The 23,390-nt window shown below is 63.1% G+C and carries 17 protein-coding genes and 1 tRNA gene; 2 read left to right on the top strand and 16 right to left on the bottom strand.

Features of this window, described 5'->3' with window-relative positions:
* Positions 1–233 precede the first annotated feature (233 nt).
* A complete protein-coding gene (gene mca / locus HMPREF2630_RS00865; RefSeq protein ID WP_070482914.1) occupies positions 234–1,205 on the bottom strand; it encodes a mycothiol conjugate amidase Mca in 972 nt (323 codons plus the stop codon).
* A 486-nt stretch (positions 1,206–1,691) separates the two neighbouring features.
* Between mca and greA the strand changes: the two genes are divergently transcribed.
* Entirely contained in the window at positions 1,692–2,189 is a 498-nt protein-coding gene (greA, locus tag HMPREF2630_RS00860; protein WP_070482912.1) for a transcription elongation factor GreA, read from the top strand.
* 168 nt (positions 2,190–2,357) lie between these two features.
* Here the strand turns inward: greA and ilvA are convergent, their stop codons facing one another.
* From ilvA to HMPREF2630_RS00840, 4 genes are all read right to left on the bottom strand, one after another.
* Positions 2,358–3,611: a threonine ammonia-lyase gene (ilvA, locus tag HMPREF2630_RS00855; RefSeq protein ID WP_070482909.1), complete on the bottom strand. Its 1,254-nt coding sequence runs from the start codon at positions 3,609–3,611 to the stop codon at positions 2,358–2,360.
* Positions 3,612–3,844: 233 nt separating this feature from the next.
* Positions 3,845–5,119 carry an AI-2E family transporter gene (locus HMPREF2630_RS00850; protein ID WP_049333029.1) on the bottom strand — a complete coding sequence of 425 codons (1,275 nt, stop codon included), beginning with the start codon at positions 5,117–5,119 and terminating at the stop codon, positions 3,845–3,847.
* A 121-nt stretch (positions 5,120–5,240) separates the two neighbouring features.
* Positions 5,241–6,149 (bottom strand): Bax inhibitor-1/YccA family protein, encoded by a 909-nt coding sequence (locus HMPREF2630_RS00845; RefSeq protein WP_371440186.1) that lies wholly within the window; start codon positions 6,147–6,149, stop codon positions 5,241–5,243.
* Positions 6,150–6,330: 181 nt separating this feature from the next.
* A complete protein-coding gene (locus HMPREF2630_RS00840; protein ID WP_049342930.1) occupies positions 6,331–7,221 on the bottom strand; it encodes a Cof-type HAD-IIB family hydrolase in 891 nt (296 codons plus the stop codon).
* A gap of 263 nt (positions 7,222–7,484) precedes the next feature.
* On the opposite strand from HMPREF2630_RS00840, the gene HMPREF2630_RS00835 reads away from it, so the two are divergent.
* Positions 7,485–7,895, top strand: coding sequence for a DoxX family protein (locus HMPREF2630_RS00835; protein WP_049342929.1), 411 nt, complete (start codon positions 7,485–7,487; stop codon positions 7,893–7,895).
* Between the two features lie 321 nt (positions 7,896–8,216).
* Here the strand turns inward: HMPREF2630_RS00835 and HMPREF2630_RS00830 are convergent.
* The 11 genes from HMPREF2630_RS00830 to HMPREF2630_RS00780 all read right to left on the bottom strand — a co-directional run bounded on the left by HMPREF2630_RS00830 (position 8,217) and on the right by HMPREF2630_RS00780 (position 23,131).
* Positions 8,217–8,290: transfer RNA gene (locus tag HMPREF2630_RS00830), tRNA-Leu, on the bottom strand.
* 246 nt (positions 8,291–8,536) lie between these two features.
* A complete protein-coding gene (locus HMPREF2630_RS00825; RefSeq protein ID WP_070482904.1) occupies positions 8,537–9,922 on the bottom strand; it encodes an NAD(P)/FAD-dependent oxidoreductase in 1,386 nt (461 codons plus the stop codon).
* Between the two features lie 502 nt (positions 9,923–10,424).
* Positions 10,425–12,020, bottom strand: coding sequence for a S8 family peptidase (locus HMPREF2630_RS00820; RefSeq protein ID WP_083298868.1), 1,596 nt, complete (start codon positions 12,018–12,020; stop codon positions 10,425–10,427).
* A gap of 143 nt (positions 12,021–12,163) precedes the next feature.
* Entirely contained in the window at positions 12,164–13,117 is a 954-nt protein-coding gene (locus tag HMPREF2630_RS00815; RefSeq protein WP_049342928.1) for a Ppx/GppA phosphatase family protein, read from the bottom strand.
* Positions 13,118–13,271: 154 nt separating this feature from the next.
* On the bottom strand, positions 13,272–13,871 hold the full coding sequence (locus tag HMPREF2630_RS00810; RefSeq protein WP_070482901.1) for a DUF501 domain-containing protein: 600 nt from the start codon (positions 13,869–13,871) through the stop codon (positions 13,272–13,274).
* 114 nt (positions 13,872–13,985) lie between these two features.
* Positions 13,986–14,639 carry a septum formation initiator family protein gene (locus HMPREF2630_RS00805; protein WP_070482899.1) on the bottom strand — a complete coding sequence of 218 codons (654 nt, stop codon included), beginning with the start codon at positions 14,637–14,639 and terminating at the stop codon, positions 13,986–13,988.
* A 240-nt stretch (positions 14,640–14,879) separates the two neighbouring features.
* Entirely contained in the window at positions 14,880–15,791 is a 912-nt protein-coding gene (locus HMPREF2630_RS00800; protein ID WP_070482896.1) for a core-2/I-branching beta-1,6-N-acetylglucosaminyltransferase family protein, read from the bottom strand.
* 351 nt (positions 15,792–16,142) lie between these two features.
* Positions 16,143–17,423 (bottom strand): phosphopyruvate hydratase, encoded by a 1,281-nt coding sequence (gene eno / locus HMPREF2630_RS00795; RefSeq protein ID WP_049342927.1) that lies wholly within the window; start codon positions 17,421–17,423, stop codon positions 16,143–16,145.
* A 268-nt stretch (positions 17,424–17,691) separates the two neighbouring features.
* Positions 17,692–18,438 carry a nucleoside triphosphate pyrophosphohydrolase gene (locus HMPREF2630_RS00790; RefSeq protein WP_049342926.1) on the bottom strand — a complete coding sequence of 249 codons (747 nt, stop codon included), beginning with the start codon at positions 18,436–18,438 and terminating at the stop codon, positions 17,692–17,694.
* An 80-nt stretch (positions 18,439–18,518) separates the two neighbouring features.
* Positions 18,519–21,641 (bottom strand): hypothetical protein, encoded by a 3,123-nt coding sequence (locus tag HMPREF2630_RS00785; protein ID WP_049342925.1) that lies wholly within the window; start codon positions 21,639–21,641, stop codon positions 18,519–18,521.
* Between the two features lie 239 nt (positions 21,642–21,880).
* Positions 21,881–23,131, bottom strand: a complete 1,251-nt coding sequence (locus HMPREF2630_RS00780) for an amidohydrolase (RefSeq protein ID WP_049333049.1) — start codon at positions 23,129–23,131, stop codon at positions 21,881–21,883.
* Between the last annotated feature and the right edge of the window lie 259 nt (positions 23,132–23,390).

The raw sequence follows: 23,390 nt of genomic DNA, 5'->3' as shown, positions 1-23,390 counted from the left end.
GCATCACGGGCTCTACGGTGTGAGAGCCCAAGCTCTAATTCTACGCCCCGGGCGCGCGCCGCGGGGCTCCCCGCGGGTGCGGAAGGGCTGAGAATCGGCTCAAAGTTTGAGCTTCCGGGGGCTCAGACGGGGCCCGGACCCGGAGTGGGTACTCATGCGAAGGCCCCGGCCCCGCTCTCCGTATGCATCACGGGGCGGAACCGGGGGCGCTGAAGAAGCATCGTGGCTGAGCTCTAGATGACGTAGTAATCGCTCAGGCCCTCGTCCAGGCTAGATTCGGGCAGCTGAACCTCAGTATGCGAGGCGGCCAGCGTGTAGTCCTCCCAGGGCCAAATGTCCTTCAGCTGTTCGCTGGGAACGGCGAAGAACACGCCGTTCGGGTCCACCTGCGAGGCGTGCGCGCGCAAAGCCTGATCGCGCTGCTCAAAGTGATCGGTCACCAGGATGCGGGTCGTAGTCTCGTGGCGAGGTGCCTCCCCTGAGGAGGCGCGGTGCGCGAGGTTCTCAATCCAGCCGCTCAGCAGGCTCTCACCGTGCGTATCGAGCAGATGCTCGTGCAGGGCGAGGGTGCGTTCGGGGTTGAATGCGCGGTCGTAGTAGAGCTTCAGCGGGGTCCAGGGCTCGCCCTCACCCACGTAGGCTTCCGGGTCGCCTGCCTTCTCGAATGCTTCCACGGCAACCTTGTGAGTCATGATGTGGTCGGGGTGCGGGTAGCCGCCAATTTCGTCATAGGTGATGATGATGTGCGGGCGGTACTCACGCACCAGACGCACGAGCGGCGCGGCGGCACGGTCCAGGGGCATGGTGCCAAAGCTACCGAAGGGAAGCGGCGGCATGGGGTCGCCCTCGGGCAGGCCCGAGTCGAAGAAGCCAATCCAGCGGTGCTCAATACCCATAATCTCGCGGGCAGCCGCCATCTCAGCGCGGCGCAGACCCGGCAGGTCACGGTGCGCACGCGGGCTCTTATCGACCTCCTCATTCAGAATGTCGCCGCGCTCGCCGCCGGTCATCGTCGCCACCATGAAGCGCGCGCCACGGGCGATATACGCGGATGCGGTACCTGCGCCCTTGGAGGACTCGTCGTCCGGGTGTGCGTGCACGGCCAGGATGCGCAGACCGGTGTAGTCCTCCTCCAGCGGCTTAATAGCCTCGACGGGAGGGTGAGTCGGCAGGTTCGCCTTCAGCTGTTCGATGGCTTCGCTCACGGTGGTGTCCTTTGGGTTCGTGCCTGGCGGTGCGGTGGGTGGCGTATTAGGTGCGGGATGCGTCGGCGCCTTCCGGTGATTATCCGAAGGCCACGACGAAAGCATTACGAAACAACGCCGGTGTAACTCCTCGTATGATACCCGGGGTCGGGAAGGTTCACTAGCGCAGATGACGCCGTGTGACATCGTGAAACGTAAGGTCACATCCGGGGGTGTATCCGGAGAAGCGCTGGGGAATCTCAAGTATGCGGCAGCCACCGTCCGCCCGGCTTTTCTGCCGTCGGCCCGCGCATCGTCGAGGATACGCTCAAAGGTGCGCTCAGAGGGGAAGAAGCGACCGAGCTACCAGCCGAAAACCCTCCGGTGCTCTAAAATAGGTCTGTTGATTCATTCCGTTACCGGCGCCGCCGCGCATTGAACGCGGCACACGGTAGCGGGTTTATTCGTTTCGCACCGGCAACGCCGGCGCACAAGCAAAGGATACGCATGGCTGACAACACCGGTGCATGGCTCACTCAGGACGCCTTCGACCGTCTCACCCAGGAGCTGGAGTACCTCTCCGGCCCGTACCGTCAGGAAATCGTCGACCGCATCGCGCAGGCACGCGACGAGGGCGACCTCCGTGAGAACGGCGGCTACCACGCCGCCCGCGACGAGCAGGCCAAGAACGAGGCACGCATCAAGCAGCTCAAGCACCTGCTGGAGACCGCACAGATTGGCGACGCTCCCGTCGACGACGGCGTTGTGGCCCTGGGCATGGTCATTGAGGCCGAGGTTGCGGGCCGCCACCTGAAGTTCCTGCTCGGATCCCGCGAGATTGAGGACACCCTCCCCGCCGGTACCGATCTGAAGGTCTTCTCGGAGAAGTCCCCGCTGGGTGCCGCAATCCTGGGCGCTAAGCAGGGCGACGAGGTTTCCTACACCGCTCCGAACGGCAAAGAGCTGAGCGCCAAGATTGTCTCTGTGACCCCCTACCACGCCTAAGTCGAGGCTCATAGATTTGCGGCTGTCGAGGTCCACGGCCCCAGCGCCAACACGCTAAAAGTGCGGGGTGCCGATTCTTCGGAATCGGCACCCCGCACTTTTTATGTCTTCCGCTTCACCGCGTGAAGATTCACGAGCGAGCGGCAACCCACAAAATGTAAGGTCGGCTTAGTAGACGATAATCGGCTTGAAGCCCTCGTCCTCCAAGGCAGAAATGACCTGGCGGCAGTGCTCCACACCCTTGGTTTCCATGTCGATGGTGATGGACACATCGCCCATGGAGAGCGAGCCACCCACGCGGGTGTGATCCACACCGGTAACGTTCGCGTCGTTCTCGGAGATGATGCGTGAGATGGTTGCCAGCTCACCCGGGCGGTCAGAGAGCATCATCTTAATGGTCATGTAGCGGCCGGCAGCAGAAAGACCGCGCTGAATCACCTTCAGCATCAGCATCGGGTCGATATTGCCGCCCGAGAGCACGCACACGACGGTGCCTAGGTCGCCGTACTCTTCCTTCAGCTTGCCGTTCATCAGCGCCGCCACGGGCACCGAACCGGCGGGCTCCACCACGAGCTTGTTGCGTTCCATGAGGAAAATGAGGGCGCGGGCAATATCGTCTTCGCTCACGGTCGCCACGTCATCCACCAGCTCCTTGATGATGGAGAAGGGCATCTGGCCGGGGCGACCCACGGCGATACCGTCGGCGATGGTGGAGACCTTCTTCAGGGGCACCAGAGCGTCCGCAGCGAGGGACAGCGGGTAGGCCGCGGCGTGCTCAGCCTGAACACCGATAATCTTGATCTTCTTGCCGAGCTCCTGCTCCTTCGCGCGAATCGCCGCGGACAGGCCGGCCAGCAGACCGCCGCCGCCAACACCCACGATGACGGTATCCACATCGGGCACCTGCTCCAGAATCTCCAGGCCAATCGTGCCCTGGCCCGCGATAATGTCTTCGTTATCGAAGGGGTGCACGAAGACCGCGCCGGTCTCTTCGGCGTAGCGCTTCGCCTCCGCCAGGGCCTCGTCCACGGTCACGCCGTACAGCTCAACCTCGGCACCGTGATCGCGGGTTGCGGTAATCTTCGGCAGCGCCGCGCCCAGCGGCATGTAGATACGGGCCTTAATGCCCAGGCGGTCAGCCGCCAGGGCCACACCCTGCGCGTGGTTACCCGCGCTCGCGGCCACCACGCCGCGATTCTTCTCCTCCTCGGAGAGCTTTGCCATGCGCACATACGCGCCGCGCACCTTGAACGAACCGGCGCGTTGCAGGTTCTCACACTTGAAGAACACCTCGGAACCCAGGCGCTGGCTCAGGGCACGCGAATGGGCGACCGGGGTGCGTTCAATAACGCCTTCGAGCAGCTCTGCGGCACGTTCAATATCGGTAATGGTCACGGGCAGGGAGTCGAGATCTACGCTCACAGGTTTTCCATTCTGACAGTGCGTTGCCCCGCGGGCGCGGGGCGGTGATGTATTGCTCATCCCATTTTAGAGGATGGGTACAGTGAAGGGGGCTACTCGGTCGCGAGTAGCCCCCTAGCGAGACACCGCCGTAGACGGCATCGCGGCCGGCGGTATCGCCGGGAGGAGATAGCGGAGCGTTATCGAGGATGGCGGGGTGCCATACGCCAAAACCTCCCGCTCGATGCAGGCCCCTAGTCTTCGGAGGAGTCCGAAACCTCGGAAGCCCGATTCTCAGGCTCCTCAGCCTTCTGATGGCGCGGCACTCGGGAGGCCAGCTTCTTGACGCTCTCCTGCCGTTCCTGGGCCTTCTCCTCAGCATGCTCGCGGCGAGCCACCTCGTGCGGGAAGAGGAACTCCTCATCGCGCAGGCTGGGGTCGTGTTCCCAACCGCGATCCGCCAGGTAGCGCACCACCGAGTTCACCACGGCCAGCGTCGGCACCGCGAACAGCGCGCCCACGGCACCGAAAATCATGGAGCCGCCGGCCACCGAGAAAATCACGGCCAGCGGGTGCAGGGACACAGCCTTACCCATGATGAGCGGCTGCAGAATATGCGACTCCACCTGCTGCACCAGTAGCACGATGCCCAGCATAATCAGCGCCTGCACCGGCCCCAGGGCCACGAGCGCCAGAAGCACCGCCACGGCACCGGAGAACAGCGCACCAATCACCGGGATAAAGGAACCCAGGAACACCAGCACGCCCAGCGGAATCGCCAGGGGCACACCCAGGATGGCGGCGCCCAGGCCGATACCGATGGCATCAATCGCGGCCACCAGAATCTGCACGCGGACGTAGGCGCCCAGGGACTTCCAGCCCGCGCGGCCCGCACCGTTCACGGCCTCGCGCGCATCCTTGGGGAAGAGACCAACGACGAACAGCCAGATGCGTTCGCCCTCCATCAGGAAGAAAAGCAGCGTGAACAGGGTTAGGAGCACACCGGTTGCGACATCGGCAGCGGTCGAACCGACCCGAGACACGCCGTTCAGCACGGTGTTCGGATTGTCCTTAAAAGTGTTCTCAATCTGGTGCAGGAGCTGGTTCAGCTGGTCAGCACCCAAATCGTACCCGAGGCTCTTCAGCCACCAGTCCACGAGCTGCTGATAGCCCTGCACCGCCTTATTAGCCATCGTGGCGAAACCGCGCACCAGCTGCTGACCGGTCAGCGAAATAATCACAGCGAGAAGCAGCAGCAGACCCAGCTCGGCGATAGCAGCCGCGCCGCCGGCCCGCACGCCCTTCTTCCGCAGGAGCATGACGGTCGGGCTCAGCAGAGCCGCCAGGAGCATGGCCACCATCATCGCGATGACCAGCAGGGAGACGTGCCCCAAGCCCTTCCACACGACCCAGCCCGCGCCGGCAATCACGATGAGGCGCCAGGACCACGCGCCGGCCACGTCCACGGCGAAGGGAACCCGGTAGCCCTCCCCCGCCCGACGTTCTTCGGCACTCGATGTATGCTTCACGCTGTCTCTCTTTCTCAAGCCCGCCAGGTTGCTGGGCGAGCCGGTATTCGTGGGGCGCTAAACCCCGCCAAAGCCGCGAAAGCGGCGGCACCGCTACGGTACCGCCGCTTCGTACGAATTTTTAGTCGTTGCTGAAGATGCTTGCCAGGTACATGAGTACGCGCAGAATCTCAACGTACAGCCACACCAGCGATGCGGTCAGGCCGAAAGCCAGGCGCCAGGACTCGCTCTGCGGCAGACCCGCATCCACAGCCTCGGCGGTCGTGGTGTAGTCAATCAGCAGCGAGTAGGTTGCCATCGCAACCGCGATCAGAGCAATCGGCAGACCCAGCGGGATACCACCGATGCTCATGCTGTTCAGCGAGAAACCGAAGAGGCCCGCGGTCAGCATGGACACCAGGCCGTAACCCAGGTAGCTGAGCGCACCAATCATGAAAATCTTATTCAGCTTGGGGGTGGTGCGAATCTTGCCGTTGGCGAAGAGAGCCAGGGTCACACCCGCAACCACGATGGTTGCCAGAACCGCCTGGATGGCGGTGCCCGGGTAGCGCAGGTTGACGATGGCGGACAGACCGCCCAGCATCATGCCCTCCATGAGCGCGTAGGCCATGACCAAAACCGGGGAAACCTTCTGCTTGAAGGAGTTCACGAGGCCCAGCACCAGGCCGCCCAGCAGACCCAGGAGCATCAGCACGGGCACGTACCATGCGACCACGGCGCCCACCACGACCAGGCCCAGGTTAATGGCGGTCTTGACCAGCACGTCGTTCATGGTCAGACGCTCACCGGCCGGAATCGGCTCGGAGTAGGTCGGCTCGGAGGAGGTCGGAGCACTGTAATCGGTGTACTGCGGCTGACCGTAGCCCTGCTGGCCATACTGAGCCTGGCCGTACTGGGGCTGGCTCTGCTGACCGTAAGACTGCTGGCCGTACTGCGGCTGACCGTAAGCCTGCTGCTGGCTCTGCTGAGCCTGGCCACCGGCGCCGAAGCGACCGAAGCGAGGATCGCCCTGCCCCTGCTTCTTCGTCATTGAATTAATAAGCGGGTTTCCCGCCATCTTTCTCTCCTTGAATAGATAAGTACTACTAATGCGTTTAATTATAACCGATGGTTGCCCAGCTCACGCTTCTGTTCGTTCTGAGCACGGCATAGTCTCACATAGCGCGACTCCGCGCAGACACCAGACTTTCGTAAGAGGCCGGCGAGAGATGCTAGGAGGCGTCACGCACATCCAGCGCATCCAGCAAGTCTTCCAGATAGCTCAGAACGGCCTGCTCCTCGTTCGTGCCAATCACCTCATCGGCCAGCTCCTTCACACTCGGCGCGGCATTCCCCGTGGCCACGCCGTGTCCGGCGAAGCTAAGCATCCGGCTATCATTCTCGCCGTCGCCGAAGGCGAGGATTCCTTCGGGGCTGTAGCCGAATCGCTCACAGAGATCCTGCAGACCCGTCGCCTTATTCACGCCCGTGCGAACCAGGTCGATTGCCCCGAAGCCGCTAACCAGCGGGGTCACACCCTCGGGCAGCACCTCGCGCAGGTGCGCGTTAATGCTTTGGGTCTGCGCCGGAGGGGTCAGCAGCGGGAACTTAATGGGTGCCCCGCGAACCTCCTCAATGGAGTCAACCAGAATCGCACCGGGAAAGAAGAACCCCGCGAAGTCCTCCAGGGTCAGGGTATCGGGAATACTCTGGCCCGTGTCCTCAAAGTAATTACGGATGACGTGCACAATCTGTTCGCGGCGATCCTTCGGTAGGAAGATTCCTTCGGTGGTGCATACGAGTAAGCCAATCTGCCTTAGCCCATCCAGCACTTCGTAGATGGCGGGAACGTCTTCCTCTCGGAAGGGGTGCACCGCCAGCTGGCCGCTATCGTCTGCCAGGTAAGCGCCGTTCTCGGCAATGTAGATGAGGCCTCGGTTCTCAAAGCCGCGCATGTAATCCTGCAACTTGGCGTAGGTGTTGCCGCTGGCCACCACGAATCGAATACCGCGCGCATCCAGGCGATCGAGAATCGCGGAGAAGCGTTCGGTATCGAAGGTCTTCGCGTCGGTGAGGAAGGTGCCATCCATATCGACGGCGATGAGAGAGGGCTGAGTCTGCATGTTATGCCTTTCTGGCTCTGCTATCCCGTTCAGGGCGGGTGCGCCTACGGCTGTGCTCCTTTAAGGGTCTCATGTTTTTGGGGTTCCGGAAGCCGCCGAGAGGAGGTTTTATGTATTGAGCGCCGTCACAAAACGTCATCTAAAACTCCAATTTTTGGGATGTGGGTCACTTTTTAGCCTATTTTTCACCACTTTTTGCACTCTTTTCCGCTATAGACTGAATTTACTCGAAGTGTAAAACTTTACTTGTCAAACTTAAAGGCATGAACAACGACACCATGAAATCCGCCGGCCTACTTATCCTCCGCCTCGTCTTCGGTTTCGTCATGATTATGCACGGCATCCAGAAGGCATTCGAATGGACCCCCGCGGGTACCGTCGCCTCCTTCGAGCAGATGGGCATCCCCATGGCAGCCGCAGCGGCATACTTCGCCATGGCAACCGAACTACTCGGCGGCACCATGATTATCCTGGGTGCGGGCACCCGCATCGCGGCAGCAGCATCTGTAGTATCCATGAGCGGCGCCCTCATCTTCGTCCACCTCGCGGCAGGTTTCTCCGCTTCCAAGGGCGGCTACGAATACGTTCTCACCCTTGCCGCAATCGCAGCAGCCTTCTTCTTCACCGGCGCCGGCAAGTTCTCCATCGACGCGCTCTTCGCACGCCGCAAGTAGCGTCCACAGATAGACTTTCGACCTCCGGCTCGGTGCCCCGCACGGGCAACCAATCACCGGTAGTCGAGCCAGGCTTCACCGCCGGGCCGCGCTGATTCCGGCAGCGCGCGGCCCTTATCTACCCGCGGTGAAGAGAGCACCGCCGCGTGCTCGACGATGCCCCCGATAGTATGGGTCGGGGGCATCGTCTCTTTATCCGGAACGTTGTTCTGCCTCCGCATCGAGGCTATAGCGGCAGTGCTACGGCGAAGGGCGGCGGTCCATTTCCCCTCGGGGAATGGACCGCCGCCCTGTATGCGTCACCGTTTGACGGCCGACGAGTGCCCCCACTGGGACTCGAACCCAGAACACAAGGATTTTAAGTCCTCTGTCTCTGCCAATTGGACTATGGGGGCTCGTTTGGTGCACACCAAACATAGAACACCATTATTCCACGAATCCCGGGTAACGCATATCCGCTCCTCGGTACCCAATAGCCCGCACCGGCTCTCGCCCGAGGCGGGGCAGGTTGGATGACGAAATGCCACCCCTGGGAAACACCGTGAATACAGCGAAGGGCGGCACCGAAGACCGAAGTCCTCGGCGCCGCCCGTTTCACATCCAAGGCCTAAGCGGCCTCACCGGCTATCGGCCAGCTCGGTTTAGAGCTTTGCCTTGTGCGGTGCGGGAGCGGTACCGGTTGCTTCCTGGAATGCCAGGCGCGGGGAGCGCTGGTGGCGAATCGAGGAGGTGTCGCGACCGAAGATCTGGTTCAGAGCCCAGGTGGTCATAACGCGAACGGTACGCTCGGCGGTGGGGATTGCGGAACCGTGGTAGCCGCGGTGCATCATCCAAGCCAGCGGGCCACCAATGGTCTTGCCCTTGAAGTTTGCAACGCCCTTCCACAGGCCCAGACCTGCCACAACACCGATAGTCTCGTGGTAGTAGTCGGTCAGGGGCTCGCCGCGGCGAGCAGCCAGCAGGTTCTTAGCCAGAACAACAGCCTGACGGGAAGCGTGCTGAGCGTTGGGGACGCAGAAGCCGCCCACGCCGCCGCCGGAGAGGTCCGGAACAGCAGCGTTATCGCCTGCAGCCCATGCGCCCTCAACCACGCCGTCATCACCGGTGACGCGCAGGTCGGCGCTCACGCGCACGCGGCCGCGCTCGTCAATCGGGAAGTCGGTTTTCTTCAGCATCGGGGACGCTGCCACACCTGCGGTCCAGACCAGAGTGTCGGTGGAGATCTCGCCGGCGGGGGACTTGTCAGCCATGTTGATCAGTTGCAGGTTGCCGTCGGTTGCGTCAGCCAGGGAGGTGTTGAGCAGAACCTCGATGCCGCGGGCGCGCAGCTCTGCGACAACCTTCTCGGCGCGGCCTGCGGGGACCTCGGGCATGATGCGCGGTGCGGCCTCAATCAGCACGAAGTGCAGATCGGAGACAGACAGGCGCTCATTACGCTCGACAGCCACGCGTGCCATGTCCTCGAGCTCGGAGATGGTCTCGATACCGGCGAAGCCACCGCCCACGATCACGAAGGTCAGGGCGCGACGACGAGCCTCAGCGTCGGTCAGCAGGGATGCGACCTCGATGCGGTCCAGAACCCAGTTACGAACCGAGACGGCCTCTTCGATGGTCTTCATGCCGATGGCGACGTCTGCCAGACCCGGAATCGGGAAGGCACGGGTCACGGCACCGGCGCCCAGCACGATCTCGTCGTACTTCAGTTCGAAGGGCTCACCATTATCGGTGGGCTCAACGACGGCAGTGCGGTTTGCATGGTCGATGGAGACAACACGGCCGGGAATCAGCTCGGTGTCGCGCAGGTGCTGACGCAGCGGCACGGTTGCGTTACGGCCTTCCATGGAACCTGCCGCAACCTCGGGGAGGAAGGGCTGGTAGGTCATGTAGGGGTTCGGCTCGACGATGGTGACGACGCCACCGGTCTCCTTGATAGCCTTCTGAATCTTCTTAGCAACGGTGAAGCCGACGTAGCCACCACCGACAATCAGGACGCGGGGACGGTCCTGTGCCACCTTAGTGAATGCCATGTTAGTTACTTCCTAGTCTCAGGTACCGGGAGTTCTCATCCCGGTAGGGTGGTATGCGCAGCCTCCGGCTCGTTCCGAAAGCTTTCCTAACAAACGAAGCGGCTCGCCCTGGAAGTCCTTACGCAACGCGAAGTGGCTAGCGGCACGAGCCTGTCTGTTACATACCCGGTTCACCATATATTTTACGCCTTTTGTTTAGGTGAAATCGCATTTATGCCCCCTTGAAGGCACACCTAAGCCAAAAGTTTCGAGGCTTGAACGAGGTTCACACAAGATAAGGCACTTACGGTTAGGCGAACCCTTTCCATTTTTTCGTTCAACGTTCGAATTTTTCGTTACGATTGGGCGCGTTTGAACCCATCAGGTACCGCCATGAGAGAGAATCACCGCGGCCCGCAAAAACTCAGCCGTTCGCGAACGGGCTAAGGCAAGAAATATAACGGACCGGCATTAGCCGCTCCCCCACCCCGCAAAAAGTGCAATCCCGCGGGGCCGCCCACCGCTACGACGACGAACCGCCGCGCCGGTGAGGCTGGTGATGCGGATGCGGCACGTGCTCCGCCGCGTGATGCGCCTGCTCGCGCACCGCGGTCCCCACCTGACGGGCCGCGTCGCCTGCCCGCACGTGCATCCGGTGCAGACGATGCACCGCACCGGCGGTAATAATCGTGACCCACACCAGGAGCGCACCCACAATGACCGGCGGCAACCAGCCGCGGTCCTCCGGCGGGCGGCTCGCGTCCGGGGCCGCCTGCTTCACGATGTTCTCGCCCTCTTCGTGCACGGGCGCGGCATCGCTGGGCGACGGTGCGCTCACCTGGTGCTTGCGGTGCACCGCAATCCACTCCGACATCGAACCCAGCGGATTCGCCGTCACCGTGGGCGCGGGCAGAGCCATAGCGTCCTGTGGGTTGAACACGCCGTACCCGTACAGCGGGTCACGACCCGTAGCGCCCTCGTCATCGGCTGAGGCAATCAAACGCTGGGCCAGCTGAGCCGCAGACTCCTGCGGGTACTTCTGCTTTAACAGCGCCGCCACGCCCGTCACCAGGGGGGCCGCCGCAGAAGAGCCCGACCACAGCATGTACCCGTTGCCCGGGGCCGCCGCAATCATGTCGGTGCTCGGAGCAACCACGGCAATCGAAATACCCTGCGTCGACGAGCCTTCAGAAACCTGCTTCTTTCGGTCCACGCCGCCGACCGTCAGCACGCCCGGAATCGTCGCGGGAGCACCCACCTGAGTCAGGCCGCTACCGCGGTTACCCGCCGCCGCCACAATCAGCACGCCCTTCTGCTCGGCGTAGGCGAAAGCGTCATCCCAGCTCTGCGGCCAGCTCGTCTTATTCGAGCCAATCGACATGTTGATAATCTGTGCGCCGTGGTCGACCGCGTAGCGCACCGCGGCAGGAATCTGCTCGTCGATGCTCTTACCGCCGGTCGTACCCATGTTCAGCGAAATCGGCAGGATCTTCGCATCCGGGGCCACGCCAATCATGCCGGTCGGCTTACCCGGCTGACCCGCAATCGCGGAGTACCCTTGAGTATCATGGCCGTGGCCGGCAATCAGCGAGGCGACCTCCGTGCCGTGCATCGGCTCCGCGCCCAGGCCCTGCCAGCCGTCCTCGCTGCCCACACCCGAGACATCGGTACCGCGCAGCACGTTGCCCGCCAAATCCGGGTGGTTCCCGTCCACACCCGTGTCAATCACGGCAACCGTCACGCCCTTACCCGTGGCCTGCGACCACAGCGAGGTAATGCCGTACTCGTTCAGCCAGTACTCGCGGTGGCGCACATCGTCGCCGTTGGCGGTATCCGCACCCTGGCTCGGGGCGGCCGTGCTCTTCGGCACCGCCGTGCCCGACGGCGAGGGGGTGGCCGTCACCTCCCTCTTCGGGCTCGGAGAGGCCGTGGCAGAGGAGCTGGGATCGGTCGCGTTGGCCGCGGTCAGCCACGAGGCCGGCCCCAGCGGCAACAGGGCCAGCAGGGCGGCAGAGGCCAGCGACCCGGCCGCACGCGAGCGCACCGGGTTCGAGCCCGCCGAACGCAGAACACCCAGGGGGCGGCGGATGCACCGCGCGGCACGCGCAAACCGATCCATTCGTTTCTCCTCAACTGAACGACGCAAACTCACATGGTGAGGCAAGCTCAACTAGACAATACAGGCCGGCCGACCCGCACCGCGCGGGTCGGCCGTTAGGATTTCCGGCCCGGAATCGGGGCGGATTTTGCCGAAGTAACGGGCTACAGCTGAGACAGCGCGATGCCGTCCAGAATGTCGTGCTCGCTCACCGTCACCGAATCCACCGCCCCGTCGGTCAGCTCGTTCAGGCGAGTCAGGATGCGGGCGTAAATCGTTGCGCCGGCACCAATCACATCCACCCGGCCCGGGTGCATGTAGCCCAAGGCCTCGCGCTCGGCACGGTTCAGAGAAGCCAGCCAGCGAGAAGTCTTCTGAACGGTCTCGATGGAGAAGGTCTGCGCGTTAATGGCCTCGGAATCGTAGCGGTCCAGGCCCAGGGCGGCCGCCGCAATCGTCGTCGCGGTACCGGCCACGGCCACCACGCGGCGGGCGTTCTGCAGGGGGACGGTCTTGCGGGCCACGTCAAGAGCTTCGTCGGTGTCTGCCTCAACGCGGGCAATCTGCGATTCGGTCGCCGGCGCGTTCACCATGTGACGCTCGGTCAGGCGCACGCAACCGATGTTGACGCTACGGGAAGCCTTCACGCCCGACTCATCCCCCAGCACGAATTCGGTGGAGCCACCGCCCAGGTCGAACACCAGGGTGTCGCCGTCGCCCGCACCCACGGCGCGCACGGCACCCGCGAAGGAGAGCGCGGCTTCCTCGTCGCCGCTAATCACCTCGGGCTCAATGCCCAGGATGTCGCGGATGCCGTTCACGAAGACGTTGCGGTTGCCCGCATCGCGGGTTGCGCTGGTCGCCACGAAACGCACCGAGTCCACGTCGTGGTCACGCAGCAGTACGGCGTACTCGCGAGCCGCCGCGAAGGTGCGGTCCAGGGCCTCCTGCGCCAGCCAGCCGGTCGCATCCACGCCCTGGCCCAGACGCACGATGCGCATCTCGCGCACAACGTCCTTCAGGACGGTCTTCTCGACCCCGTCCACCACCTCAGTGGTGGAATCGGCAATCAGCAGACGGATAGAGTTCGTACCGCAGTCAATCGCTCCAACGCGCACGGTGGGTTCCTTTCAGGACTATCGTCATCATCGTTCGCTGCCCAAGGCAACGCGAGCGCCGCAGGCGAAGCTGTTTTCGCTTCTCGGCGCTCTTTCTATCTATTATGCGCCCGCGCCGTCACGGGCGACGGTGCGGGCGCATCGAAATCAGTATTTAGGCTTCCTCGCGCCAGGCGGGGTCGCAGGAGCATACCTCGGGGGTCCACCATTCTGCGATAGCGTCCAGGCCGCGGTCACCCATGGGGTTCACGCCGCGACCCACCGAGAGGGTGTGGCCGATGACGGCGTGCAGGCACTTCACGCGGGTGGGCATGCCGCCGGCCGAGATGCCGTCAATCTCGGGAACCTCGTCGGTACCGCTGATCAGGCGGATGCGCTCACGCTCGGCCAGGTAGTTCTCGTGGGCTGCGGCGTAGGCAGCGGCCAGTTCGGCATCCTCGGCGAGGGCGTCGGTCATCTCGTACATGAGGCCGCCAGCCTCCAGGCGGGATGCGGCGGCGGTGATGACCGGGTGCGCCAGGTAGAACACGGTCGGGAAGGGGGTGCCGTTGCTCAGGCGAGGTGCGGTGGCGGCGACCAGCGGGTTGCCGCACACGCAGCGGGCGGGAATCTCGACCACGTCACGCACCTTGCGGCCCAGCTGTGCGGAGAGAACACGGATGTCCTGCTCGGTGGGCTTCAGGGTTTCAACGGTCACGCCGAAACCGCCGGGGGTACGGTTCTTCAGGTCCTCAATGGTGTTTTCGGTGCTCATAGTCCTTTATTCCTGTCCCGTCCGCTCGTGCGGTCCGGGAACGTTAGGGTCGTGGGTTCGTGGCGGGTCGCCGGTCTGCGCGGCGAGCCTCTCGGCCAGCCGCTCGGCGCGGTTTTAGTTCTTCTCGAGAGAATTCCAAACCTTGGTAGTCCAGGCTTCCTCGGGGGCGTTCTTCGCGTTCGCAGAAGTACCGTCCGCCTTCGTGGAGTCCTCGGTAATGCCGGTGACCACGTAGGGGGTGTCGCCGGGGTTCACATAGTAGAGGCGGCTGCGGGCCTGCTGGCGCACGTAGTTATCGTCGTTCCACCAGGTCTGTTCGGCCTTCAGCTGGGCGTTCTCCTGCTGCAGCTGCGAGATGTGGGTGTGGATTCGGTTCATTTCCCGGTCCTGATCCATGTAGGTGACCACCGGGTATGCGGTGCCAAGGGCAATCACGCCCACCATAACGGTCATCAGGAAGCTTCGCCCGGAAAACATGTGGGCGGCCACGGGCGTGGCGTAGCCTTCATCTTCACCGTTCTGTCGACGGGCACGGCGCCGCGCGCGTTCCTGCCGGCGGGCCTGCTCCGCGCGTTCGCGTTCGGGGTGACGGCGGTTGAGGCCCACGCCGAAGAAGAGCGCGCTGGCCTTCTTCAACAGGGAGGTGCCGGCCTGGCGGGCCGCCGAGGGCTTCTGGGAATCGGTGGAGGTTTGAGCGGTGCCGCGGTCCTCAGTCGAGGTGCGACCCGTTGCGTTACGCCGGGTCTGCTCGTCTGCTCGCTGGCTCATTAGTTCTCTCCCCCATCGTTGTTCCTACAGCGGTGCGCTTCTACCTATTCTACCCGGGTTTGTGTACCCGCCTGAGCGTTCCTTCCGGGACTGTTTCCTGGCCTATTTCGAGGGGCTCCAGGGCTTTCTGCGCTACCCGGGTAACGGGTGCTCTCCCGGGTACAGCCGGAGGCGGCGCCACCCCGATTGGGGTAGCGCCGCCTCCGGTATATTCTGTCTTATCCAAAGCCTAGACTCTGACTATCCAGCCTGAATAGCATCCAACGCTTTGATAAGTTCTGCAGAAATTTCGGGGTCGACCTTACGGGTAAACCACTTTCCTGATTCGAGAATAGCGGGGAGGTCCTCCTCGACAAGTACCTCAGGGTGGGCGCCATTCCCGCTCCAGTCAATGTAATGGTGATTTGCATGGTTCTCAGAGTGCTTTGTGCCCGGTGCCAGCTGACCATCGGTTGCCCATGCCTCAACGCTCTCACGAGCGGGAATATTGAGGAGCACACTCTGCATCCACAACTCGTCAGGCATAGGGGCAGAACGGAAAATCTTGGTGACCTCTCGGCCCTTCGGGGTCTTCAAAAAGTCCATCACCTGAAGTGCAGCCGAACGAGAAATCGTCCAATAGGCCGAGCCCTGATAAAACTGGACGGGCAAATTCTTGCGGGGGAACATTCGTGAAATCTTGTAATACACTTTGCGTACGCCCCTGCGGATAATCCCTTCAGGCAGCAGGCCTTCAAAGTCCTTATATTCCCGGTACAGCACCAGCTTGTAGTTACGCATTCCGGGAGCCAGAGCGTAGAAGCTTACCCAGGAGCGCTCCAGATTTTCGGGTCGGGCAAGAAAATCAGCGTATTCGCGAAGAGGACGCACAGGATAGCACTGCCCCGTAATAGATGCGTAATGAGTTGCCTCCGGATACTCCTTCAAAGCCTGGGCAAGCATTTTTTGAGTTGCCTTCACCGCAGAGTAACCGGCCCAACGCACATTCTCACGCTCACGAACGTAAGACACACCCTCGACGTAGAAATCGTCAAGATTGGCCTTCTTATCAATGTGGGCAACGCATACCCCACCAGAATTCAAAATATGCTGAGCAATTTTCTTGAACTGCTCCGGGTACTTATGGGCGAGGATGAGATAGCAGACAGTCATGATTTCCTTATCTGAAGTGTGAGTGAAATAAGCCTGGATGTTCTATCGGCATAAAAATAAGGCCGCACCGTAACTATCTGTCATGAATCACATCACGATATAGTCAGGTACGACCCGAGTAGCCGAAAAGCACCAAGTGGGTGCATAGGTTTAAGTAGTCAATAACGCCTTAAACCAGCTGAAAGTACGAAGTGTGAGTGAGTATATACCCAAGATTATATGCCTCTGATAAGGAAAAACCGGGCCGAACCACAATACATGACGTGATGAATTGCCTCACGATGTATCGGGGCCGACCCGGTCTATTCAGGGAAGTTCAGCAGAACATCCCTTATAAGTCTTCAGGCGTCATTATGCCTTGAAGCGGGGGAATGCGGACTTGCCAGCGTAGACAGCTGCGTCGCCCAGCTCTTCCTCGATGCGCAGCAGCTGGTTGTACTTAGCAACGCGCTCGGAACGTGCGGGAGCACCGGTCTTGATCTGGCCTGCGTTGGTTGCAACAGCCAGGTCGGCGATGGTGACGTCCTCGGTCTCACCGGAACGGTGAGAAACCATGCAACGGTACTCGTGGCGCTGAGCCAGCTCCATTGCGTCCAGGGTCTCGGTCAGCGAACCGATCTGGTTCACCTTCACCAGCAGAGCGTTAGCAGCGCCCTCCTTGATGCCGCGAGCCAGGCGCTCGGGGTTGGTCACGAACAGGTCGTCACCGACGATCTGGACCTTGTCACCGATCTGCTCGGTCAGGGTCTTGTAGCCCTCCCAGTCGTTCTCGTCCAGCGGGTCCTCGATGGAAACCAGCGGGTACTTAGCAACCAGGTCAGCGTAGTATGCGCTCATCTCGGCTGCGGACTTCTTCTGACCCTCGAAGTCGTATGCGCCGTCGTTGTAGAACTCGGAGGAAGCAACGTCCAGAGCCAGTGCAACCTGCTCACCCGGCTTGTAGCCGGCCTTCTCGATTGCCTCAACGATCAGGTCCAGTGCAGCTGCGTTGGACTCCAGGTTGGGTGCGAAGCCGCCCTCGTCGCCCAGGCCGGTTGCCAGACCGCGGTCGTGCAGCACGGACTTCAGGGAGTGGTAAACCTCAACACCTGCACGCAGAGCCTCGGAGTAGGTCTCGAAGCCGATGGGAGCAATCATGAACTCCTGGATGTCAACGTTGGAGTCTGCGTGAGAACCACCGTTGAGGATGTTCATCATGGGGACGGGCAGAACGTGGGCGTTCGGGCCGCCGAGGTACTTGTACAGGGGCAGGTCTGCAGACTCAGCAGCAGCCTTGGCCACGGCCAGGGAGACGCCCAGGATAGCGTTGGCGCCCAGCTTGCCCTTGTTGTTGGTGCCGTCCAGAGCAATCATGGCTGCGTCAACAGCGCGCTGGTCGGAAGCCTCGATGCCGATGACCTCTTCAGCGATTTCTTCGATAACAGACTTCACTGCGCCCAGAACACCCTTGCCCAGGTATACGGACTTGTCGCCGTCGCGGCGCTCAACAGCCTCCCACTCACCGGTGGATGCGCCCGAGGGCACAGCTGCGCGGGCGAATGCACCGTCTTCGAGCAGAACCTCGACCTCAACGGTCGGGTTGCCGCGGGAATCCAGGATCTGGCGTGCGTGAACTGCGGTAATAACAGCCATGGATTGTTCTCCTTATGAGACGTCAAGGATGTGAACGACGCACCCGATCGTGGCGCGTCGCGTCCCCTAAATTCTAGCAAAATTCCCACACAAACACACTAGTAGCCACCGCTTTTTTAGACCCCTTAGTGAAGGTGTATGGAACCCTTAGTAGCCCTACAGGACGCGGCAATCGACGCGCAGAGAGCCCCCACTCCCCCGCCGACCGCGCGTGTGGGATGTATCCCAAAGCACAACACGACCCCAACCGGCGGGGCATCACCCACGGTTAATAGCGCGGCTCGTCATTCGTATGCTGCGCAACATAGCGGCGGATGTACGAACGCAGGGCGCGTTCGGCGTCCAGGCCATTGCGCTGAGCACGGCAGACCAGCGCGAACAAAAGCTCGCCGAAATCCTCCTCGTTGTGCATATAACGCAGGTCGTCGTCCATGCTCGTGGGCTCCGGCGGCAGAATAATACCCGCCTTACGTGCCTTCACAGCAGTCTTCTCAGCCATAGCGAGCGCCGGCAGGTGCGGCGGAATACCGTCCAGAGCGCCACGGTCGCTCTTCTCCTTCTTCTTCAACGCATCCCACGCCGCCTGCTGTTCGGCGGCGGTGCGGGGTGCCTCCGAAGAGCCCTCAGACTCAGCCGCGAACACGTCGGGGTGGCGGGAACGAAGCTTCTGCACCAGGCCCTCAACCACCTGCACAATGTCGAAGCCCTGCGGGTTTGCCGCAGCAATATCAGAGTGGAACACGACCTGCAGCAGCACGTCGCCCAGCTCCTCACGCAGCAGCGGCATATTCGGCTCGCCGCCGGTTTCTACGGCCTCGACGACCTCGTAGGATTCCTCCACGAGGTAGCGAATCAGGGAGGCGTGGGTCTGCTCGGCGTCCCAGGGGCAACCTCCGGGAGCGCGCAGGCGGGCCATCGTCTCAACGAGCGTCTCGAAGGCCCCTCCGGCTCGACGGGCGGTGTCTTCGCTGCTCCGGGTGGCGGGCAAATCGGGAGTGATGGGGGTATCAGTCATAGCGGTCTTCCTCATCGAAAGTGTGAATACAGCGCGCCGCGCCGACCCCCACACGGGGAGCCGGCGCGGCTCAAATGGTTTTAGAGGTTCCAGTGCGACAGGGCGCTCGTCATGTGCGCCGGGATCTTCGAACCCAGACGCGGGAACATGCGCAACTCCTCCACGTAGCGTTCAGCATCCAGCGGGCGCGGGTAGCTGACGAAGGCCTGCTCGTTCGCATAGTCAAACGCAGCCTGTACCGGCACGCCGGGGGTGAAGGTGAGGCTCATGGCCAGCGGCGAGCCCTCACCCTCGCTGTACGAGTCGGTCTTCAGGGCGGGAATATCGAGCAGGGTTTCGGGAATCAGCTCGAAGGTGCGTGCCTGCTCCCAGAAGCCGTTGCGGCGCACGTGGGTCAAGGCGTCGTAGTAGGATCCGAGGGCACGTACACGAATCAGCACGGTGGTGGCGTCCTTTGCGGTGCCGTTCTCGCCGAAGAGGTGCTCGACGACCGGCGCCAGACGCTGAGCGACCTGAGCCTCCGTCAAAACCAGGTTGCCGGCTGCCAGCTGAGTTTCGGAAGGAACCAGCGGGCTCACCGGCTGGGATGCGGGGGTATCCGGCTCGTCGGCGACGGCGGGCAGCTCGTTGAGCTCGCTCAGGACCGGGGTCGAGGGTGCCGAGGGCACCGCCGAGGATGCTGCCGAAGAAGCAACGGGAGCAGCGGATGCTGCGGCGCCACCGGCGGCCACGGCTGCTGCCGCGGCGAGCGCACCGGTGACGGCCGGCGCCGGTGCCTCCGCCTTTGCAGGTTCCTCGGAACGGACCTGGGCGGGTTCGGGTTCCTCTGCCTTCGCGGTCTTCGAGGGTTCCTCTGCCTCGTCGGCGGGCACCAACTCGCGGTCGTTCAGGAAGGTGGGCAGTTCGGGCTCAGCCTCGGTGGATGCTACCTCCTCAGCGGTCTTTTCACCCTTTTCGGCGGGAGCCTCGTGAGCGGAAGATTCCGCGGCGGAAGACTCAGCGTTGGAAGCCTCAGCGGCAGGAGCCTCGACCGGTGCCGCGGGCTCCTCGACGGAGACGAACGCGGCAGCCTCGGTGGAGGTTTCCTCGGGTTCCTGCGGATCGTCCAGCTTCTCCTGGGCGTTGGCGACGATAGCGGCCAGGGCGGCTTCCATCTCTTCGCCGTGGTCGACGGCCTCGGCCTCAGCATCCTCAGCCTCAGCGGCATCGGGCTGGGCGTGCACGGGCTCGGTGTCCTCGTCAGCCTCAGAAACCTCGGGCTGCTCCGGCTGTGCGGAAGTAGCCTCGGCGTCCTGCGAGTTGGCGGTACCGAAAATCGGGTCATTATCGTAGTCGTGCTCGTACTCGGGCTCGGCGACCGAGGCTTCGCCCGATTCGGAGGCCGAGGCGGCGAGCGCGGCGGCACCGGTCACGGCAGCGCCGGCAACGGCGAGGCCCGCAGGAGCGCTCTGGCGCTCGACCTGCTCGGGAGCCTGTTCCTCGCGGACTTCCTCGGAGGGCTGAGCCTCAGCTGCGGGGGTCTCGGGCTCAACCTTCGGGGAATCGCCGGACTCGGATGCCTCAGCCTCGGGTGCTTCAGCCTCGGGTGCTTCAGCCTGGTGAGCTTCGGCTGCCTCAGCCGCCTCAGCGGTAGCCACAACCGAGGTCTCCTCGCGGGCGGGGGTTTCGAGCAGGAAGCTCTCGTGGGTGGTCTGCCCATCTACGGCACCCAGGTAGGAGGCGTGCACCTCCAGGCCCTCACCCAGGCGCGGGTTCAGGGTCACAGCCGCGCGGTTCCAGGTCGCGCCGGCTTCCTGGGCCTCGGTGTACAGGGCTGCGACGGGCGCAAACCAGTCAACGCCGGGCAGCACGATGCCGTTCTCGACCTCGCGACCGCGGTGCAGCAGGCGGTAGTGCATGTCCTCATCCACCTGGCGCAGCTCCAGGCTCAGGGTTCCCGAACCGCGGGTGCGCATGAGCTCAGTCAGCGAGTGGAGGGCGCGCTGCTCGCCGAGGACGGGGAGGTCCGCGGCACCCTCTGCGGGGGCGGTGAGCACAATGGATTCGGCCACAAGCTCGGCGTCATCGGCGCTCAGCTTCTGCTCGGCGGAGGCGGCTTCGTCGGATCCCGGCTCGGATGCGGGGTCCTCGGTGTCCTTCTTTGCCTCGTCCTTAGCGGCCTCGAGCTTCTCCTCGGACTCGTTAGAAGGCTCGGCAGGCTCGGAGGCAGGCTCGGAAAGCTCCTCCACCGTGGCCGTTTCGCTCACAAGTACCTCCGCCGCAGGTTCGGTCTTTTCGCCTGAGCGGGTAGGCTCGGCGCTGAGGGATTCGGGCTCGGTAGAACGCTCGGAAGCGGAGTGCTCGGCGGCGGGCTGCTTAGCGGCAACGGCCTCGGATTCCTCGGCCTGCTCGACCTCCTCGAAGCTACCCTCTTCGCTCTCCGGATTCAGGCCCAGGCGAGCCGCGTAGACGGCGGCCAGGTCGTCCAGGCCGGCGTTCTTTGCTTCGATGATGGCGGCGCGGGTACGCGCCTCGCGAATCTGCTCAGCCGAGAGGTATTCCTCGGCGGCAGCGTTACGGTCGGTGTCGTCGACGTCAGAGGTAGCCGGGCTTTCCTCCGCGGAACTCTCCGCACGGACGGCGCGCAGGTGCTCTTCAAACTGGGAGCGAGCATCCTCGGCGGTGTCGGTTGAGGGTTCGGCCTTCGCGGAGGAGTCGCCCTCGGTCTTCTCGGAGGTTTCGTCCTCATCGTCGCGCAGGAAAGCGGGGGTCTCCGGAGCAGCCGGGGCGTCCTCGACGGCCTCGGAGTCGTTGCTCTCCTCGCGGGCTTCGGGAGCCGCGGCGGCCTCGGAGTCCTCGTGCGGGTAGGAGTTCAGAGCCTCCAGGATGCTACGACGCTCTTCCTCGTCGGTGGTATTGCCGGTATTCGAGAGGGAGCCCTCGGTGAACGAGGGGGTCTCTTCGTCATCGTGCAGGAGGGCGCGCTTCAGGTCTTCCACGGCGCGATACTCTTCGGAACGTTCCTCGTCGCGGTTCTGGCGGGTGCCCTCCGACTTCACGAAACGGCGCAGGGAATCCTCCCACTGCTGCTGCTCCATAATTTTGTCGCTCAGCCCCGAGCCGCGGGACGGCTTGCTTTCCTCGTGCCCGTCCTGTGCCGCGGTGCTCTCCGCCTCGCGCGCCTGTTCATCCCACTTCTTCTTACCGATCCCAAAGAAGCTCATTTGGGCGTCCTCCTTCGGCGTGCGCCGTGAATACGCGCGGTGCCCGCCGAACCTCCCTCGCGACCACGCGCGGGTTCACGGGCACAACGCTGATGTCCTCATAATCTCTTTAATTCTATCGTGTGCATAGAGTTTCGCCCCGCTATCCGACCGATAGCGAGGCGAAACTCTATGAAACGACACAACTTGCCACCCGCACGCCGGCAGAACGCGGGATGCGCGGCTCGGTACCCCGGGGCCTAGCGGGCCTCGTCTCGTACCGGGTTGGCGGCCTTTGCGGCCTTGGCCAGCTCGAAGCGCACCGCGCGCAGGGCGGTTGCGGCCATGACGCGCACGCCAATGCCGATGGCCTGCTCGCTCGGGGCGTAGTCGCCCTGGTGCAGGTCGTAGGTGGGGTCGCCGGGGGCGCGGGTGCCCAGTCGGAACATGGAGCCGGGCACCTCCTGCAACATCCACGCGAAGTCCTCGCCGCCCATGGACTGCTCGACGAGCACGATGGAATCCTCGCCCAGTTCGGCGCGGGCGGCGTTCTCGAGCATGGTGGTTTCCAGGTCGGTGTTCACGACCGGGGGCACGCCGCGGATGTGCTCCACGCGGGCGTCCACGCCGAAGGGAACGGCGACCTGTTCGATGACCTCGTCCAGCAGGTTGCCCGCCTGGCGCCACACCTCAACGTCCAGGCAGCGCATAGTGCCGGCCAGGTAGCCCTCGGCGGGAATCGCGTTGGGGGCGACGCCGGCGCTGACCTGGCCCCAAGCAACCAGCACGCCCGAACGAACGTCGGTGCGGCGGGTCAGCACGGCGGGAACCTGCACCGCAATCTGGCTCATCGCGTAGATGAGGTCCTCGGTCAGGTGGGGTCGGGAGGTATGGCCGCCGTGGCCGCTCAGGTGAATCTTCACGGTGTCGGAGGCGCTGGTAATCGCACCGATGCGCGTACCGATTTGACCGAGGTCCACCTTCGGGTCACAGTGCAAGGCGAAAGCACGCGGAACGTCCTTGAGCAGGCCCTGGGAAATCATCTGTACGGCACCACCGGGTAGCTGTTCCTCGGCGGGCTGGAAGAGGATACGGATGCTACGGCCCAACGGGGTCTTCTCGTTGAGCTCGTGTAGCGCCAGCGCCACGCCCAACATGACGGTCTGATGAATATCGTGGCCGCAGGCGTGCATCACGCCGGGAACCGTGGAGGAGTAGGGCAGCTCGGTCTGCTCGACGATGGGCAGTGCGTCGATATCGGCGCGCAGAGCCGCGGCGAAGGGGCCGTCTCCGATGTCGACATAGCAACCGGTGCCTTCGCAGGCGATGGGGTTCATGCCGGCTTCTCGCAGTCGGTTCATGAGGCGCTCGGTCGTGACGACCTCGCGGAAGGAAAGCTCGGGGTTGGCGTGCACTTCGCGGCGGAATTGCACGAGGGTGCCCATCATGCGCTCCACCCAATCGTCGAAGACGGGGGTGGACAAATCGTAGCGAGAATTAGCAAAAACCATACACAGTAGAATAACCCTCCCGGTGACGGTTTACCTATCCATCCCGACCGTTACCGGCCCTTTAAGAATGTCTGTGACTTTGTGACGGATTTTGAAGACCGCTCGGAGGTTCGTCGGAGGTGCAGGCGGCGAGGGCTGCGGGGTTCCGGGGCGTGCCTCTCCCTCACTCCGGCTTCCCCCGGTTTCTCTCCCCTACCCCGGACACGCGACAAGCCGCCGCCCGGTGAGGGGCGACGGCTTGTCGCAGAAAGCGTTTGGC

The organism is Rothia sp. HMSC072B03 (assembly GCF_001809565.1).
Classification (GTDB): Bacteria; Actinomycetota; Actinomycetes; order Actinomycetales; family Micrococcaceae; genus Rothia; species Rothia mucilaginosa_A.
The sequence above is the reverse complement of the archived record's forward strand: the minus strand, read 5'-3'. Positions and strand labels throughout refer to the sequence as shown.

Coding starts and splice junctions, on each gene's coding strand:
- greA (WP_070482912.1), top strand. CDS start 1,692: ATGGCTGACAACACCGGTGCATGGCTCACTCAGGACGCCTTCGACCGT.
- HMPREF2630_RS00845 (WP_371440186.1), bottom strand. CDS start 6,149: ATGACGAAGAAGCAGGGGCAGGGCGATCCTCGCTTCGGTCGCTTCGGC.
- HMPREF2630_RS00840 (WP_049342930.1), bottom strand. CDS start 7,221: ATGCAGACTCAGCCCTCTCTCATCGCCGTCGATATGGATGGCACCTTC.
- HMPREF2630_RS00835 (WP_049342929.1), top strand. CDS start 7,485: ATGAACAACGACACCATGAAATCCGCCGGCCTACTTATCCTCCGCCTC.
- HMPREF2630_RS00825 (WP_070482904.1), bottom strand. CDS start 9,922: ATGGCATTCACTAAGGTGGCACAGGACCGTCCCCGCGTCCTGATTGTC.
- HMPREF2630_RS00820 (WP_083298868.1), bottom strand. CDS start 12,020: ATGGATCGGTTTGCGCGTGCCGCGCGGTGCATCCGCCGCCCCCTGGGT.
- HMPREF2630_RS00810 (WP_070482901.1), bottom strand. CDS start 13,871: ATGAGCACCGAAAACACCATTGAGGACCTGAAGAACCGTACCCCCGGC.
- HMPREF2630_RS00805 (WP_070482899.1), bottom strand. CDS start 14,639: ATGAGCCAGCGAGCAGACGAGCAGACCCGGCGTAACGCAACGGGTCGC.
- HMPREF2630_RS00800 (WP_070482896.1), bottom strand. CDS start 15,791: ATGACTGTCTGCTATCTCATCCTCGCCCATAAGTACCCGGAGCAGTTC.
- eno (WP_049342927.1), bottom strand. CDS start 17,423: ATGGCTGTTATTACCGCAGTTCACGCACGCCAGATCCTGGATTCCCGC.
- HMPREF2630_RS00790 (WP_049342926.1), bottom strand. CDS start 18,438: ATGACTGATACCCCCATCACTCCCGATTTGCCCGCCACCCGGAGCAGC.
- HMPREF2630_RS00785 (WP_049342925.1), bottom strand. CDS start 21,641: ATGAGCTTCTTTGGGATCGGTAAGAAGAAGTGGGATGAACAGGCGCGC.
- HMPREF2630_RS00780 (WP_049333049.1), bottom strand. CDS start 23,131: ATGGTTTTTGCTAATTCTCGCTACGATTTGTCCACCCCCGTCTTCGAC.